The following is a 17,069-nucleotide window of genomic DNA, read 5'->3' on the forward strand; positions in this document are numbered from 1 at the left end:
CCTTGGGTATGGTAAAGAGTAGTTGAATTTTTGGCTTTAGAATCTGCTAAGATAGGAGCTGATATTGGACGAAGAGAGTTGGGGTCAAAAACATCGTCCATAATAAAATATTTTCTGTCATAGGCAGGAGGTTCAGCCGTCATTAATAGTAGACGACCATCCTCCAGCGCTCGAAAATCATAGCCCGCAGGCAATTTAGGTAAAATCAAAGTCCTTGAATCATCCTCTTGGTTGTACACATATATATCGTATGTGGATGTGCCCCACACCGGCGTTTTAACCGAATAAAAAAATAAACCATCTCGGGATAGTTCCATGGCCTTATGGATGTCTGTTCCCAAATAAATATACTTTTGATTGGGCAACCTGTAGTTTTTTGTGACCGATAATCTAGTCGTAGTTCCCCCATAGAAAATACGCTCATAAAAATGATTATCTTTGCCCATAATCAAATGCTTACTAGCTGTCATCGGGGCTTCCGTTGAAATCCGCTCTTTATCTGGAAAATTCACATGTACAGAAGCATTAGGATCAATGACAGGGTTCTGCCAATTTATACGATATGTTCCATGCCAGAAATAGTGGCCGCCAGCAAAGACGTAGAGATTGCCATCCGGTGCCACTACCCAATCCCCATTAGATTCATGCGTATTGTTTATACCAGAATTTAGCTTGGTTTGAAGATCGAGTACTCCCGCAGCAGCACCAGTCCGATAAATGATCAGATCATTTGGTAAAACATAATGAATAGAACTATTGTGGATGAGGGCTTTTTTCACTAGCGTCACGTCTTCAGTGATCATATCGTATTGATATAAATCATAAGGATGACCGCCGGGTTGCCCATTGTCGCCAGAAAAGTAAATCGCATTATGCCCTTCATTAGACTCGTCGACTATGACATTGTAGTCCACACCGGAAGCCTGCAGCGCTGGAATCAGAAACTCGTTAACCCGATTCTGTACCTCGTTCTTCTTATACTTGGTGTTGCCTACGTCAACGATTACATCAACTTTCTTCTTGGCCTTCACTTCAAAGTCTACGAGCGGGGCCAGGTTCTTAACCTCTGTATCTACAGGGCTTGCGCTAACTGGCGGCCTGCTGAGGATTAGGATCAGAAGAAATATGAGCGTAAAAGAAAAGAGCCTGCTTTTAAACAGACCCTCGTGGTCATTCAGTTTAAACATATTAATCACCTTCATTCCCAGGTTTGGCTTCGGCGACGATCACTCGCTGTCACAAAAGCCGGAATCGTCTCTTGACCAAACTCTTCTATCGTTTCTTTATGAAATTGATATTTGCCAACATGATCGGCATAGTAAATAACCTCTTTTGCCTCGCCTTCATCAATGAGTCTTCGTTGTTCACTGAATATTCCGTCATTATTGGCGTCAAAGATGACATACCATCTTCCCCATGCAAGGATGTCTCCATCTGGAGAATAAGAATTGTCCTTGAGGACAAATTTTGCTTTGTTCATATGTTTCGGATCGCGGTATTCAATCATAGATTCAGCCGATATGGCTGTAACAGGCGGCAAGTCAGGCTTGATTGTCACGATGCGGGAAGTGGTATCCCTAAATCCCGCCGTATTTTCGACGCTTAGAGTCACGATGTAATCTCCTGGCTGCTTAAATAGCACATCAAAGCGGTCCTTGCCATCTAAGCTGCCCTCATACTTGATCATGCTCTGAGGAATATCGTCGTATAGCGCTTTAACCGTCCATTGATTTTTACTTTGGATGACTGGATAACGCGAAGAGGTAAACGAGAATTCCGAGAAGGTGACTTTACGATTTTCTTTTAGCGTTCCCGATTGGTAGATGTTTGCCTGTATATATGGTTCTGTCACAACCAGGCTATGCAGTGCACAATCTCGCTCACCGTCATTATCCCTAACACATAACTGCACTTTTTGCGGGCCAAGCTTGTTGTAATAGACTTCTCCTGCAGGAAGATTCCCTATGCTGCCGATTGCATTCGGTGTTTGCCATGTATACGTTTCAATCGTACCGTCCGGATCGTACGAGTCTGTACCATCCAGCGTAATATCGTCACCAAGCATGACTTCGAAAGGGGCATGAATTATGGCGACTGGCCCCAGTCCCTTAGCAGGCGGATCAGGCGCTTTTGCTTTGTATACGTTGGTTGAAGCATGAATTTTGCCTGTGTCCATGCACTTACCATATACAGGATCAACATAATACGAACTTGGCTTATAACAAGCTCTTACGCGTCCCACAAACACTTCGTCATGTGAATCTTTGTTTGTCATTCTAGATGCCGGTATGACAAAATCAAATGTCCTGCTGATTTTCATATTTCGATTTGCTGGAATGGCCTTATCTTCAAACTTTTGATCACCAAGCTCGTTGTTCAAATACACATCGTAGTGAGAAATGGCTCCCGGGTCTTTAATGTCTGCTATCTCAGCATTTATTGTGACCCTAACTTTAACATCCTTGTTCTCGAAGCGAGCACTATTTGGCTCAGGCATTATTTCTCCAGTGATATAAGCTGTAGCAGTCTTGGCGTAATTAAAAGTAATAGTGCCTCCATAGGTATACGTCTCGTATTCTGCTTCTGCTTGGAGGTAATACTGCAAATTGAACGGATAACCGTAACATTGAGCATGTCCTGTGTAGAAAGCGGGATTGGATGCTGGGATTTGGTTTTTCTCTGAGAATCCATAGAATTCTGCTTTGTACTGCAATGCTAATCTTGGATTTTTCGGGTCATAATCTTTCAGTCCTAGAGCAGTATGTTTATTCATCTTTGATGTATGTGTTTTTGGTGGAATAATAATCGTATTTTTCTTTACAAATTTTGCATCAACAATTTCTCCCTTACTATTCAGCCATACGGCCGGATGATTATTAAGGTCTATATTCATATAGCCCACTATTTCAGCCATTTGTGCATAGGGTGGGTAATACGTTGGTAGGGAAGCTGCTGCCTCTCGGAAATAATCTTTTCTAAATTGAGAATGCGTGTCGGTACTGAAACTGTTTACCTGCCATTTCCTACCGTCACTATATCGACAAAATGCATTGCCTGGTGTTTTTTCAAATACTGTTCCTTTTCCATTAAATGCAGATTCAAAGCCGTTGACTGTTTCTTTACGCAACTTTTTTTCTCCAGCTATCACGACTTTTACTGTTCTAGTATTTGCATCTGATTTAAATGAAACTATGCTGCCTTTACCTCTAAAAGAATAGCTGCTTGATATAATTGACCCGGCTTCTTTCGGCCAGTCTATTTTAAGTTCAATTTGAGTCTCTTTATCAGATGTTGAATCAGCTATAAAATAAGTACTTTGCAGAGTTGTATTAGCATTTACAGTAGTATTAGCTAATAAGAGAAGTGACGATACAACACTAAATAGTATGATCAGAGATAATGTCTTTCTCAATTCACTTATTCCTTTCCAACTGCAATTAATTCGTTCGATGTTGCATTGTTATAAGATAAAAAGACTCCAATCGTATCAAATGGCTTTTCACTTAAATAGTCAATCTGGACGTTGGTGCTTGTAATAGATTCGCTTGGTTTAAGTATCCAACCATCTAAAACTTCAGTGTTATTCATGGTCCCATAAGTAATAGAATTAGAGTTAAGTAAACGTCCATGAGTTTCACTCGTAGCTGTAAACCACCCAACTTTTTCATTTAAATCTAAACCATCATATCTAATAACTTTTTTTGATGTATTTTCTAAGGTTATTTTGCTCCAAACAACATATTTAGCACGAGAGAAATACTGAAGATTATATTTATTATTCAAATTCTTAGCCTCCGCTGAGTCTGCTTTATACAAATAAACATCATGCACCGTCAGCTTTAAACCTCCAGCTTCTAGTACAATTGGAAAGTTCGTAACCACTTTTAATTCTTTAAAATTGCCGAGATTATGCTTCCCCACCGAAGGATCATCCGACGTAATCAACACCGTCCTAGTCTTATCATCAAAATCAATTTGCGCCCCAAGAGACTCCGCAATAAAACGCAACGGAATAAAGACACGTCCGTTCTTCAGCTCTGCAACGGTATCCATCGGGACCGTCCTGCCATTGACGCTAAGATCCTGCTGTCCCACTGTCATAATGATAATCGTCTTGTTCTTCTCCATCGTCACTGTACGGGCTTTAGCATCCCATTCAATGTTATCATCTAGCACGCCCAACGCATTGCCTACCATACGAACCGAGCCCATTGTACGATAATCCTTATTAATATAAGGCTGAGGCTCACCAGCAGGTGTCACAAATAGGGTTCCGTTAATCTTAATCTGCGGCACCTTGCCTGCTGCTCCTGCAGCGGGAACCATCAGTACGCTCATTAATAGAAAGAATGCTGCTACATAAATCATTTTCTTCATGTCATACACTCCAATCTCTAAAATAATGAAGCGCAACAACTTCACTTGTTCGCGCTAATTGAAAAACGCTGATTCCTTTATATCGACATAATGTTCCATCATTGTAAATATAAAGAGTAAATTCCATCAAAATCACTCCCGTCAAGTCTTACAAACAGCTACATCTAGACGCAAAAAAGCACCAAACACATAGAGAAATAAATCTCTATCCGCTCGGTGCTTCCGAATTCGACTTAGTAGATATCCATTGGCGATATCATAACACTTATGGATAAATTTGTCGATAGTGAATCGACAATTTTTATTTGAATGTGGTAGAGCTTTTTACAAGTACAGAATCATATTGATTGTAATCCATTCTTCTCTCAAACACTTTTGCGCTATTTAAAGTAAAGCTATCCATACGCAGCCCCTTCCCTTCCTCCAGCAACACGATGGCTTTGTGGGAACCCCGGTTCTCAATCCAAAACTTAAGCTTGCCACTCAAATAATTGTTATATAAAAAATAAGTGTCATCCCCGCGCTTAACGACAAGCTGCCAATGATGGCGTTCATTCCACAAATATTGGCCCGGCTTGCTCTGATCCTCGACAGGTGCCGGGTCAATATACATGCGAATTTGCTCCAGCTCGCCGTCTCCGTCCAAGTCCTGATGCATACTGTCAGCCAGGAATGCGCCTTCATTAATCGGCGCTGACTCCGCTTTTATTTTCACAAGATCATTGGCAGAATTAGAGGCCGTACATCCGGCGCTTATGACAAAAACAAGCAGCAGCAACGCCAGCCTGGTCACGATTTTCATCATCTCCCCCCCATCTGCTATTCAAGTCAGGTGCAGAAATTCATCGTATGTAATATCTAAATCTATTGTATCTGATCAGAGAGCTCATTAGAAGAAACACGTTGAAAAAAATCCCATATCATCAATGCTTCAACTCTTCAACCTATCCCGCCATTTCTCCAAAGCGATTAACCCTTCCTGCTCCGCTTCCTTGGCTTGCCGAAGCAAGGAAATAGCTTTCTCGACAGCCTGCTCATTCTTGGGATCACCGCCCATAGGGAATGGGAATAACCTCGACAGCTCGTACAATGCATTGGCCGTTGTCTTGTAGCAATTCCAAGCAACCTCTAACCATACACGATCCCGTTCATATTCTGAGTCATCCAACAAGCCAAATAGGAAATCCCTGGCGTAGCCGCGAAGCTCTGCATATACAACTGCGTTATAAGCATTGAAGAACGGGATAATCCGGTCACCTCGAAAAGCATCCATCCATGCGTCATAGGCGGCAAGTCCGCGTACTAGCTCGCCATCGCCCGTGTTACGACTCTCCGCATCGATGCCATGCTCCATGACGGAATCTAGCAGACTCAGCAGTGCCGATTTTCGATCGATTGGAAATTCCTCTTGGATGGCAATAAGCCCGATCTCCGATGTTTTCCCCTTTCCAATCTGATCATATGGCACTTCGCTTTCCTGCAGCTTATCGAGCGCATTCAGCTTTTGCGTATCATCATCGTAGCCATAGACTATGCCATATTCCGCATGGAACAGATCCCACACGATAACCGGAAGTCCACGATCAATGGAACTGTGAGCCGTATGAATGACATCAGTGACGGTATTCGGCTTTGCAGGCAGATAAGTCAGCACCTTAAATTTAAATCCTAAATTGGAGAGCAGTTGATTAAACGAGGCTTCTCCGGCAAGCGTGAAGGGACCTCCGATATGTACCGTTTCCTTTATGATGTGGATACTGAACGCTTGACCCGTCAAAGCATTCACTTCTGCAAGCGATAGATTCCTTTGATTGGTATACTGCAGCATTCCCCATAAGCAATAAGTTACCGATGGCCTCGATCCAAGGAAATGACTGTCGCCAATTCGCTGAGTGTAGATATTGGGTCGTTCAAGTATTTTAGAGGAAGAGGCATTCTCGTCTCTCCTTCTCATCAAATGCTCCTGTATGAACACACGGATTCTCTCTTGCTGAAGCTTCTGCCGCGTTCTGGCCAGTGATTTGTAGACGCTGCCCATTGTCATATTGAACAAAGCCGCAATTTCCTGTGGAGAATGCTGCCGGAAAAAATAAGCTTCAAAAATCCCGCGTTCCCGGGGCTTGAGGCAGGTAAATAAGTTTAGAATCGTCTCCATTGTTTCCTTGCGAACGATTTGCTCCTCCGGATTAGAGACCGAGCCTGCCTCTTGCATCCTAATGCTCATCATATAAGTCATGATGCTCTCCACATCTTCCCAGTCCACTTGATCTGCAGAAATTCGCCTCGCCAAGCTAGTAAAGGGCTGTTCATGACGATAGGGACCGCCACGCCTCAACTTCATCATCGCCTGGTTGCGCACAATTCGGTGAAGCCAAGGAAGAAAACGCGTCACATCCACTAATGTACCTAGATGCACAAATGCTTTCATCAGCGCTTCCTGCACAATATCTTCAGCAAGATACGGATCTTGGGCAAAGCCATTCGCCCAGTGATGGGCTTTCGCACGATGGCGGCGAACCAGCTCGCTGAAGGCGTCATGATCGCCGCTCTGCGCCCGCCCGATTAGTTCGCTTTCGTTGTCTTCTGTGTGAAAGGACTTACCGATTACAATTTCCTTCATGGTCATGCCACTCCTCAGCAAAGATGATTTGGCCGATCTATCTGATTGATGCCATGAGTGTAATCAATTGGACATAACCAACTTATTTACCAGCTATATTCGTCTTTTTCTCCCAAAAATCCTTTATCGCCAAGCCAATTACTCTCCCCAATCCTCCATCGATCTCCGTTTATGGCCGCGTGACCGGGAGTTTTTTGACGCCGCTTGCTTCTTATCCCGCTGCCGCAGAGTGGAGTTCTCTTTCCGCGCCAGCCTTGCCAGCTCCCGCTCCGTCTTCTTGTAATTGCTGTATCTGCCTCCATCCAATTCGCCGCTGTGAATTGCCGCCTGCACCGCACAGCCCGCTTCCCCTTCATGCTTGCAATCCCGGAACCGGCATCGGCCCGCCAAATCCTCAATATCTGAGAAAGCTTGCTGCCAGCCCTCTTCGGAATCCCAAAGCTGAAGCTCACGCATACCCGGAGTATCCATCATCAATGCGCCGCTTGGAAGCAGGAACAGCTCGCGATGTGTCGTTGTATGCCTGCCTCTTGCGTCGCTTTCCCGGATTCCTGAAGTTGATTGCCATTCATCCTCCGCCAGCCAGTTCAGAAGCGTCGACTTGCCTACTCCCGAAGAACCCGTGACTGCAACCGTCCTGCCCGGCTTCAAATAACTCAGAAGCGCATCCTTCCCCTGATTCTCCAAAGCGCTGACCATATGCACATGAACACCTGGAGCAATATCCTCCACCTCTGCTATATAACGCTCGGGATCCTCGCATAGATCTGACTTCGTTAGCAGGACGACAGGCGTCGCTCCGCTTTCCCAAGCGGCGATCAGATACCGCTCCAGCTTTCGTACATTAAAGTCGCCATTCATTGCTAATGTAATGAACAAAAAATCCATATTGGCGCCGATAATCTGCTCATCCGGGATCGATCCGGCAACCTTGCGCGCCATCGATGACTGACGGGGCAATACAGCTTGAATCACAGCCCGAGGCGGAGATTCATCCAGCATATCGGCCATTACCCAGTCGCCAACAGCAGGAAAATCGCCTTTGCCTGCAGCTTGAAATTCGAACCGTCCAGATACATTCGCCAATCGTTCCCCGCTCGAAGACATGACCTTGTAGGCATGGGAGTACTGGGCGATAACCCTTGCCGGCGCTGCCTTTCCGAGCTTTTCAGAGCAGGCGTCGCTTTTATTGCTCCATTGTTCATTCCAACCATAAGCTTGCAAATAATCTGTAAGTTGAGTTGTCATTTCGTTTCTCCTTTTATTTAAAAATAAACACGAAAAAACCGCAGGAAATTTTCCTGCGGCAGCATCAAAAAAACCGCAGAAAGCCAAACTCGGCTCACCTGCGGCGTTAGCATAAAGATTGATAAATTCCATTGCTCATGATGGATAAGAGCAACAAACTACATTCTTTTTTAGCTAATAGAATGCACAGTTCTATAGGGGCCGAAGCATATGGAGTTTCTGAATCGAACGATCGTCATGTTCAAGTTTCTCATATTCAACAGCCTCCTCGTGTTTTGTTGATTTTTATTATAGATCTGCAACCATCTGATGTCTAACAACAACACAGTTATAGTTATTCTTTACCACAGCACAACAAAAAAACCGCGATAAACGCGGTTTTTTCTCGATGCTGATGAATATATAAGTCCGTAGGTTCAGGCAATTAGAACGCTGCTGCAACCTTAGCTGTCTCAGCCAATCCGTCGGCAATAATTTGAGCCGATTTGTCTTGGAACTGGTTATGGCCTTCAATAACAACGACTTCCGGCTTGATGCCGAACAATCCGAAAGCGCCTAGAAGCGGTCTAACCGCAGCTTCCACCTCAGCCATTGGGCCGGAGGAGTAAACGCCGCCGCGTGCGTTCAGCAGAGCTACTTTTTTGTCGCCGACAAGTCCTACCGGGCCTTCAGCCGTGTACTTGAACGTTTTGCCTGCTTGCGCAATGTAGGACATGTAGCTCGTAAGCGGTGCTGGAGCAACATAGTTCCACAGCGGGAATGCAATGACAACTTTGTCCGACGCCAGGAATTGATCCAGAATACGGTTCGCTGTCTCAGCTGCCGCTTGCTCGCTTGGCGTCAGGTCAAAACCTTGGTTCTGCTTGAAGGTTCCTGTAATCGCCTCGTTGCCGTAGTAAGGCAGATTCTCCTGGAATAGATCCAGCTCAGTGATTGTATCGGAAGGGTTAGCCTCCTTATACGATTTAAGGAATGCGTCATACATCTGAACACTTACTGCTTGCTCGCTCGGCCGGTTGTTGGCCTTAATAAAAAGAACGTTTGCCATGGTTATCTGCCCCTTCATCCAAAATTCATTTTTATATTGTGCCTTTCTAAAGCACAGTATAAAACATCGATTTTCTAATTGCAACTGGTGTAAGCACACTAATTTAAGGAAAGTAGCTTTTTTATCGTTATTAACCGAGTTTTTGTCACATTTTCATCACATTTCCCCTGAAAAGCAAAAAAACGCATCTGCCGCTGGGGCAAATGCGTTCTCAAAGCGTACAATGATCAATTCGTTTGGCTACATCTTCGATTGTATATTTCCGCAAATAACTAATGGTTTGCTGTTCGGTTTCGAACAGGATTTTTTCAAGCTCAATATCCAATTGCTCTCCCGCATCGCCGCATTGCATCTCAAATTCCGGCTCCGGCACTTCTTGATTGACGGCATAATAGATATCGCCGAGTGTAATTTGGTTTGGGCATTTGAGCAGAACGTAGCCTCCCTCTCGGCCGCCCTTGGACTCGACAATGCCGGCTGCAGCAAGCGATTGCAGCACTCTGCGCATAAAGGTCGCATGCGATTTGACCAAGCATGCAATTCTGGCGCTGGATAACACGCCTCCGCTCTTGGCAAGCCAAATGACCGCATGAACGGCTATCTTGAATCGTGGCGGTCCAATATGGATTCCGCGGTTCGTAATACTCATTCCACTACGCTCCTTTGTCACGCATATGCACCTGATGGCATGCCATTAGTTCTTAGTCCCTATTATATAATGAAATGACTATGTAATCATAGAAGTATTCAAAGAACAATTTAATAACAACTGTGTTGCTTTCTTTTTACGACAACAGCATTAATTTATTGGTTGATATTACCAAAAATCACCTCTTCATGATACTACGTGTTTATGGCAAAACAACGGTCTCCCCGGCGCGAAGTCCCATCAACACCTCTGTCTTGTCGTCAACTTCCAGCCCGGTCTTAATAATTCGCCGCTTAGGTTGGCCGATACTGTCGTTTATCATCACATACGGCTGCTCCTGATCTCGCATGACGGCCAGAGTCGGTACAACGATCGCATTCTCCTTGCGCTGCGTCTCAATCTGTCCCTCCAGTGTCAGACCGCCAATGAGCCAATCACTGGATTCCAGTTCAATCACAACCTCAAATTGCGAAGCTTGAGAGCCATCTGTGGCTGAGGCTTGCTTGGGGAACAGGGAGACCTGAGTGATCGCGCCTGTAGATGTTTTATCTTTTTGTCCGCTCATGTTGACTTGGACCTGCATGCCCTCCTTGATTTTAAAAATGTCCTGCTCCGAAACGTTTGTGACAAACTGCAGCTTCTCAGTGTTGACGATCTTGCCGAACAGTTGTCCCTCGGTCAGCGCACGCGTCTTCGGATTCGTATCGGTGAATAAGAATACGCCAGTAGTCGGGGCGTAGACCGTAGCCGTCGCCAGCATAGCCCTCTTGTCCTTCAATTCTTCTTCACGCAGCGCCAGCACTTCCTCATTCAGTTTTTCAGTCAGCTTCTTGCTCTCTCTGTCGATAAATGCTTTTTTCCGTTCCTCGCCTGTTGTCATGTTGCCGACGGCTTCGGTTTCCACGGACTGCTGCAGGTTGATCTGCTGCAAATTCGCTTCTATGCGAGATTTCTTAATCTCAGCCTCCAGATTTTTTATTTCTTTCATCAACGCCTTCGTGTCAAGCGACATCAGCACCTCCCCTTTCTTGACCCGCTGCCCATGCTTGACATTCCAACTCTGCACATTTACTGACAGCGGCGCAAACACATCGGTCTCCTCAGTATAAGCGGCCTTACCCTTCACTGTCAGTTTCTCGGCTAACGTCTCCTGAGTAGTCTCGAAGGTTATGGAAGGTTCTGGTTCGGATTCTATAATTTCTATTGACGTATTATTTTTTTCATAAATAAAGTAGCCTGCGCCCAGCATGACAACTGCAACTGCAATCCATGTAATCCATTTCTTCATAACTTTTGATCCTCTCAATGTGATTTGTCCATTGTCCTGTATGTTTAACCGTTCTTGATGACCTCAAGCGCATTGGTTCGAGAGGCGCTGATGGCTGGATAGATGCCGGTGAAAATGCCTGTCAGAAGCGCAAATCCAATACCGACCGGCAACACGGACAGCGATATGCTGACTTCCTTCACATTCAGCGTCAGTAATCCCGTTGCGACCGCCCGGTTCAGTCCCGCTACGGCGAGATAGGCTATCGCAATCCCGGCGATGCCGCCCATCAGCCCCAGTACTGCCGCCTCCCCCACGAATAGCTGGCGAATCTGCCACAGATTGGCTCCCAATATTTTCATGACGCCAATCTGCCTGCGACGTTGATGCGTGGACATCGTCATCGCGACGAAAATTGAAAGCGAAGCGAGCATCAGGATGAAAATGCCGATGCCGAGCGTTGTCTTCTTGAAAGTGGCAAACTTCTCTTGAATGACTTTCTCTTGAAACAGGTTGCTCTGTGTATTCAAATACAACTTGCCGATCAACCTCTCTACCTGTGCAACATAACGCTTGTCTTCCACCTTGACTGTCAACGAGTCAAGCTTGAGCTTTGCGACGGTACCGCTGTTGTCGCCGAACCGCTCCTTGAGTAGTATTGCCGTGTCCAGTGAGACATAGAGCTGTTTGTCATAGATGGAATATTCCTCGCTGCTGCCGTCCTTGACCTGTAGAACGCCTCGAATGCGCAGCGGCAAGCTGGATTTGACGACATTGGCGTTGTTGATATTCATGGTCTGACGAAAATGAATTTGCTGTTGAAACAGTTTAGTATGTTTACGACCTAACTCATCATACTTCATGTAAAGCTCGTCATTATAGGGATCGGAAGAAAGCTTTTCAATCAAGTCCTTTTTCGTCTTCGGATCCATTAAGCCGAAGGAAGCGCCATAGTTCGCAACGACTGTATCTGGCATCGTGGACACACCACCTTCGGCAAACGCGTAGCCGAATCGGGAGAGCATCGTCAGATCGGTGCCGATGACCTGTACATCAACGCTTTTGTCCTCCATAGTGTACATCTCCAACAGCGGCACATTCACTTGCGGCAGAACGGCTGTCACATGCGGCAGCCGTTTAATGACATCCAGCTTCTGCATCGTCATTGCGCCGCGGTCGAATGCAGAGCCGGAGTTACGGCCTCCTACTGTTTTAGCCGAAACAGTAATCTCATCCATTTTGTAAGTCCGGTTCATCTCGGCGATGCTCTGTGCCTGCGCTGAACTGCTGATGCTGATCGCCAGGATGATCGCAGCGCAACCGACGGACAGACCGATCATGCATAGCAGCGTAACAACCTTTCTTCGGCTAATTTGTCCCCAAGCCATCCGCAGCAAGTCATTCGGTCTCAAGCTGCTTCCTCCTCACATTGCAATCGGGGATTGGCGATTGTCCACCAGATGCCCCTGCTGCAGCGTAATCGTGCGACCCATTTGCGCCGCAACCTCTGCTTCGTGCGTTACGATGATAAAAGTGGTTCTCAGATCAGTGTTCAGCCGATGCAGTATAGCCAACACTTCTTCCTCGGTGCTTGTATCCAGATTGCCCGTCGGCTCATCGGCGAAGATGACGGACGGCTCTGTTATGAGAGCGCGCGCGATGCTCACCCGCTGCTGCTGTCCGCCGGACAACTGGGATGGAAACAGGCCGGATTTGTCGGTCAACCCTACCTGCGCCAACAGTTCCATTGCCTTCTTCTTGCGTTTAGATGGAGAGACGCGAAGGAACAACAAAGGCAGTTCTACATTTTCACGTATCGTCAGGTTTGGAATTAGCTCATAGGATTGGAAAATGTATCCGATATGGAAGCGACGGTACTCGGCGAGCTGATTCTCGCTCAGCTTGACAATATCTTGTCCGGCGATTCGAATGCTGCCGGTGTCCGGCTTCATGAATCCAGCCATCAAATGGAGCAGCGTTGACTTGCCGGAGCCGGAACTGCCGAGAAGTGCCACCATCTCGCCTGCGCTTACCGTTAAATTGATATCCTTTAGTACAGGTATTACACCGCCTGCATTGCGAAACGAATGCGACACCTGTTCAACTTGCAGCATTAACATCATTCCTTTCTGAATAAAAAAAGCGATATCGTACAGATAGAAATTTCTGGACAATTCAAGGGAATGTACATATGGCGAGAATACCGACGATAGCGAAACTTTAGGGTCCGGCGCATCGGCCCAAGAGTTAAATTCTGTCTTAATTATACGAGCCAGATGTATCGGTTGCTGACAAGGTTGTATCCAATTTGTAACATATGAAAGGATGAAATGACGTAGCAGACAAAAAAACGCTTGTCGGAAGTATCAGCTCCCTGACAAGCGTGAATGGTGAAGGTGAAGACGTACCTGATTTTTGGCGCTTGCAACATGTGGTTACCAGCCGCTCAAGGTGAAGCGGTACAATTCAGTCTGGTTAATGGCGTAGCTGGTAGCGAACAGATATTTGTCATACCAGGAAAGCATGAACAGATTGTCGATATTGCGATAAATAACCGTGTCGGATACGAGCACTTCGTCCTCAAGGTAAGCGACATGAAGCTCATTATTCCGGTTATCCTTCCCTGTCAAGTAAGCGATGCGAGAGTATCCATCGTCGATGGCATAATTCCAGATGTCTCCTTCCTTCAGCAGCTTATAGGAGCGGTCTTCCAGGTTAAAGCTATACAGGCCGGTGGTGTCGCCGATGGTACCTTGCAACAGCATACTTGTGTCACCGTAAAAGTTAAACTGCTGCAGATAGGTGCTGACGATGATCTCTTCTACCTGCTTCTCGTCGCCGCTGACATGAAAACGATAGATGCCAGAGCGCTCGCCAACCTGAGCCAATACATAGAATCCGCTCTGCGACGATCCTTCCGGGTCGACTGCTGTCATATCAATCATAATGAAGATTTCATCCGGCGAGATTTGCTCGCTGATGTCTGCGATCATACTTACCATCTCATCATAACCATACGTCTGCTGCAAGGTAGCAGACGAGCTGCCGTTTGTCTCAAATAATGTAAAGTTGTTGCCGTTGAAGCCTATTAGTTGATTTTTCCCGGCATATACAAGCGGCTCGTTGGGAAAATGGTGCGTTTCAATGATATGTTTGTCCTTCAACTGGTACATGTAATTATGCTGGTTATCCGAATCCTTGTCATACTGGGTATAGAGTAATTGATTGCGATCCGGCGACAACACAACGCCAAATTCCACATTGTCCGCAATATCCGCCAGTTCGTTGTCCTCCACCTGCAGCCTGGACAGCTTGATTCCGCTGAACGCGCTGGAAGGGCGATTCAAAATGACGGTGCGCTCATCCGCTACATCGAAGGCGTACACCGGGTAATCGAGATACAGCCGAACGACCGAATCAATCCGAAACGTATTGTTCGGCATTGCCTGCAGCTGATTCTCCACTTCCTCTTTGGAAATGGTAGTTAATTGCGAGCCATCCTTGCCTTGTTGGTACAAGTCGCCGATGCAGTAAATGCCGCCGACAAATATGAGCAGAATAAAGCCAAGCAGCAACAGATCACGCTGGCTGCGCCACAACCGTGAACGTACGGGACTATTCATGACGCACCTCCGGGAAGCGAACGGTAACTGTAGATCCTTCCTTCAAGCGGCTGTTCATGCTGATCGTCCCGCCGTGCTGCTTGACAATGCTCTGCACAATCGACAAGCCGAGCCCTGAGCTGCCCTTCTCATTGCGTACCGCGTCATCGCTTCGGTAGAAGGGTTCGAACACATGCTCCAGTGCCTCCGGCGCAATGCCCTCGCCCCGATCGACGACTGACAGGATGTATTCTCCGGCAACGCGGCAAGCGGTGACGGTGATGACCGAGTCGACATGGCCGTATTTGATCGAATTGTCGAGCAGATTTAGCAGTACCTCCTTCAGTTTGTCTCTGTCCCCTTGCATGATGAGCATATCCTGCAACTCATAATTGATGGAGATGTTGTATTTAGCCCCTTTTACCAGCATATCCTCACACGCCTCTCGAACCACGTCGGCCAGATCGACGATATCCATGCGGTATTCATATTCGGGAGGCGCTGCAGTCGACAACTCCAAAATATCAACGACAAGCCGGTTAAGCCGATTGCTCTCCTTTATGATATGCTCCAGACCTTTATTGAAAAAAGCCGGATCGTTAAATCCGTTGTCTTTCACAATCTGCGCATATCCCAAAATCGTTGTGAGTGGCGTCTTCAACTCGTGTGTTACATTGTCGAAGAATGCCTTGCTGCGAACCTGAACGTACCTCACCTCATCACGTTCCCGCTCGATTACATCAATCTGCGCTCGAATTCGATCCATCATCACCTTGAAGCTGACAGCCAGTTCGCCAATCTCATCTCTGGTGGAAGGATCGATTACGACATTCAGATTGCCTTGTGCAACCTCGGCAGAACGCCTGGTAAGCTGGCGGATCGGTTGTGTAAGCGCGCGCGCCATAATTGCCGCTGCGATGGTGATGAAGACGAATATTGCTGCGGCGAATCCTTTGATCGTCTCCTGAAACCGTAAATTGCGCAGATAGAGGTGTGTATATTCCTTCTGGTATCTGACGATGCCGAGGATACTACCACCTGTCTCCAATGGAAAGGAGAGCGTCACCACCACACGTTTGTTCTTTATTGAGGTGTTGTACGCGATCTGGTTGTTCATTGCAGCGTTCAAGTCGAGTGCATCAGCAGGCATTGCTCTTGCGGTGCTGCTAAGCGGTTTGCCGTCCGGGCTGTAGAAAGCGAGACTGCCGTCGACGACTGAACCGACCTCCCGAGCCAGCCGATTCTTCTCGGCATCAAGCGAAGCTTCGCTTATCCGTTTGTTGCGCACCAAAAAATACTGATTGATGGCGATGTCCAGGTTCTTCTTGACATCTAGCATGTTATCGTGAATCAAGCGATGCATATTTTGCTCCGCTACATTATAAGAGATAATAAGCAAAGTGGAGAGGCCGACAAACACGATTGCAGAGAAGATCGACACCAGCTTGAACTGGATCGTCCATTTCACAGTCGCACCTCGGCATCAAGTCGGTAACCGACTCCGAATACCGTCTCGATCACAGAGCCTGCAGCGCCCGAGCCGGCATCCAGCTTTTTGCGGATACGCTGCACATGAAGATCGACCGTACGTGTATCGCCTGGAAATTCGAACCCCCACACCTTGTCCAGCAGTTCGCCGCGGGTGAACACTTTACGACTGTGTTCAGACAGGTACAGCAGCAGTTCGAATTCTTTGTTGGTTAGTTCGACTTTCACGCCACGGCTCCACACCTCCCGTTCGTCCTTGCGAATCTCAACATGTGCACCCAGATGCAGCACCTTCCCGGAATGGCTCACCATGCTCTGGCTAATTTGCTCAATGCGTCGGAAAATCGCACGAATCCGGGCGATTACCTCCCGAATATCAAACGGCTTTGTAATATAATCGTCAGCTCCCAATTCCATACCCAGCACCTTGTCGACCATTTCCGACTTGGCTGTAATCATAATGACCGGAATCTTCCTTTCGGCGGACAGCCTGCGGCACAGATCAAAGCCACTGACGTCAGGCAGCATCAAGTCGAGCAGCACCAGATCGGGGCGCTCCACTTCCGCAGCCTTCAGCCCTTCAGCGCCGGTGGCGGCGCATCTTATGATGAACCCCTCCTTAGCCAATGAATAATTCAATAGATCTCGGATGGCGTCCTCGTCTTCAATAATAAGCAATTGTTTCGGTCTCAATTCCCGTCACTCTCCCAAATAGCCAAGTCAGTAAACATGTTACATCTACGATACAAGTTACACTACGATCGATACAA

Annotated in this window: 13 protein-coding genes; all 13 read right to left on the reverse strand. The window is 46.7% G+C overall.

The window, feature by feature from the left end; genetic code table 11:
- Positions 1–1,198: 1,198 nt before the first annotated feature.
- The gene (locus D3P09_RS00945; RefSeq protein ID WP_133304954.1) at positions 1,199–3,412 is read right to left on the reverse strand and encodes a hypothetical protein; all 2,214 of its coding nucleotides are present in this window, start codon (positions 3,410–3,412) and stop codon (positions 1,199–1,201) included.
- 5 nt (positions 3,413–3,417) lie between these two features.
- On the reverse strand, positions 3,418–4,377 hold the full coding sequence (locus D3P09_RS00950; RefSeq protein WP_120106364.1) for a copper amine oxidase N-terminal domain-containing protein: 960 nt from the start codon (positions 4,375–4,377) through the stop codon (positions 3,418–3,420).
- 301 nt (positions 4,378–4,678) lie between these two features.
- Entirely contained in the window at positions 4,679–5,182 is a 504-nt protein-coding gene (locus D3P09_RS00955) for a hypothetical protein (protein ID WP_133304955.1), read from the reverse strand.
- Between the two features lie 126 nt (positions 5,183–5,308).
- Positions 5,309–6,997, reverse strand: a complete 1,689-nt coding sequence (locus tag D3P09_RS00960; protein ID WP_165867266.1) for a sigma-70 family RNA polymerase sigma factor — start codon at positions 6,995–6,997, stop codon at positions 5,309–5,311.
- A 138-nt stretch (positions 6,998–7,135) separates the two neighbouring features.
- Entirely contained in the window at positions 7,136–8,245 is a 1,110-nt protein-coding gene (rsgA, locus tag D3P09_RS00965; protein ID WP_120106373.1) for a ribosome small subunit-dependent GTPase A, read from the reverse strand.
- 424 nt (positions 8,246–8,669) lie between these two features.
- Positions 8,670–9,293, reverse strand: coding sequence for an FMN-dependent NADH-azoreductase (locus D3P09_RS00970; RefSeq protein ID WP_120106375.1), 624 nt, complete (start codon positions 9,291–9,293; stop codon positions 8,670–8,672).
- Positions 9,294–9,504: 211 nt separating this feature from the next.
- Complete coding sequence (locus tag D3P09_RS00975; protein WP_120106377.1) at positions 9,505–9,942, reverse strand: RrF2 family transcriptional regulator; 438 nt, start codon at positions 9,940–9,942, stop codon at positions 9,505–9,507.
- Positions 9,943–10,144: 202 nt separating this feature from the next.
- On the reverse strand, positions 10,145–11,230 hold the full coding sequence (locus D3P09_RS00980) for an efflux RND transporter periplasmic adaptor subunit (RefSeq protein WP_120106379.1): 1,086 nt from the start codon (positions 11,228–11,230) through the stop codon (positions 10,145–10,147).
- A 44-nt stretch (positions 11,231–11,274) separates the two neighbouring features.
- A complete protein-coding gene (locus D3P09_RS00985) occupies positions 11,275–12,621 on the reverse strand; it encodes an ABC transporter permease (RefSeq protein WP_120106381.1) in 1,347 nt (448 codons plus the stop codon).
- 12 nt (positions 12,622–12,633) lie between these two features.
- Positions 12,634–13,323, reverse strand: a complete 690-nt coding sequence (locus D3P09_RS00990) for an ABC transporter ATP-binding protein (protein WP_120106382.1) — start codon at positions 13,321–13,323, stop codon at positions 12,634–12,636.
- 321 nt (positions 13,324–13,644) lie between these two features.
- The gene (locus tag D3P09_RS00995) at positions 13,645–14,832 is read right to left on the reverse strand and encodes a hypothetical protein (protein ID WP_133304956.1); all 1,188 of its coding nucleotides are present in this window, start codon (positions 14,830–14,832) and stop codon (positions 13,645–13,647) included.
- Positions 14,825–16,279, reverse strand: coding sequence for a sensor histidine kinase (locus tag D3P09_RS01000; protein WP_120106386.1), 1,455 nt, complete (start codon positions 16,277–16,279; stop codon positions 14,825–14,827). The genes D3P09_RS00995 and D3P09_RS01000 overlap by 8 nt, the downstream gene beginning before the upstream one ends.
- On the reverse strand, positions 16,276–16,992 hold the full coding sequence (locus tag D3P09_RS01005; protein ID WP_120106388.1) for a response regulator transcription factor: 717 nt from the start codon (positions 16,990–16,992) through the stop codon (positions 16,276–16,278). Before D3P09_RS01005 ends, D3P09_RS01000 begins: the two co-directional genes overlap by 4 nt.
- Between the last annotated feature and the right edge of the window lie 77 nt (positions 16,993–17,069).

This window comes from Paenibacillus pinisoli (assembly GCF_003605435.1).
In the GTDB taxonomy this organism is placed as follows: domain Bacteria; phylum Bacillota; class Bacilli; order Paenibacillales; family Paenibacillaceae; genus Pristimantibacillus; species Pristimantibacillus pinisoli.

Excerpts from the sequence above, each read along its gene's own strand:
- D3P09_RS00955 (WP_133304955.1), bottom strand. The coding sequence starts at position 5,182 with ATGATGAAAATCGTGACCAGGCTGGCGTTGCTGCTGCTTGTTTTTGTC.
- D3P09_RS00995 (WP_133304956.1), bottom strand. The coding sequence starts at position 14,832 with ATGAATAGTCCCGTACGTTCACGGTTGTGGCGCAGCCAGCGTGATCTG.
- D3P09_RS00990 (WP_120106382.1), bottom strand. The coding sequence starts at position 13,323 with ATGCTGCAAGTTGAACAGGTGTCGCATTCGTTTCGCAATGCAGGCGGT.
- D3P09_RS00980 (WP_120106379.1), bottom strand. The coding sequence starts at position 11,230 with ATGAAGAAATGGATTACATGGATTGCAGTTGCAGTTGTCATGCTGGGC.
- D3P09_RS00960 (WP_165867266.1), bottom strand. The coding sequence starts at position 6,997 with ATGAAGGAAATTGTAATCGGTAAGTCCTTTCACACAGAAGACAACGAA.
- D3P09_RS00975 (WP_120106377.1), bottom strand. The coding sequence starts at position 9,942 with ATGAGTATTACGAACCGCGGAATCCATATTGGACCGCCACGATTCAAG.
- rsgA (WP_120106373.1), bottom strand. The coding sequence starts at position 8,245 with ATGACAACTCAACTTACAGATTATTTGCAAGCTTATGGTTGGAATGAA.
- D3P09_RS00950 (WP_120106364.1), bottom strand. The coding sequence starts at position 4,377 with ATGAAGAAAATGATTTATGTAGCAGCATTCTTTCTATTAATGAGCGTA.
- D3P09_RS00970 (WP_120106375.1), bottom strand. The coding sequence starts at position 9,293 with ATGGCAAACGTTCTTTTTATTAAGGCCAACAACCGGCCGAGCGAGCAA.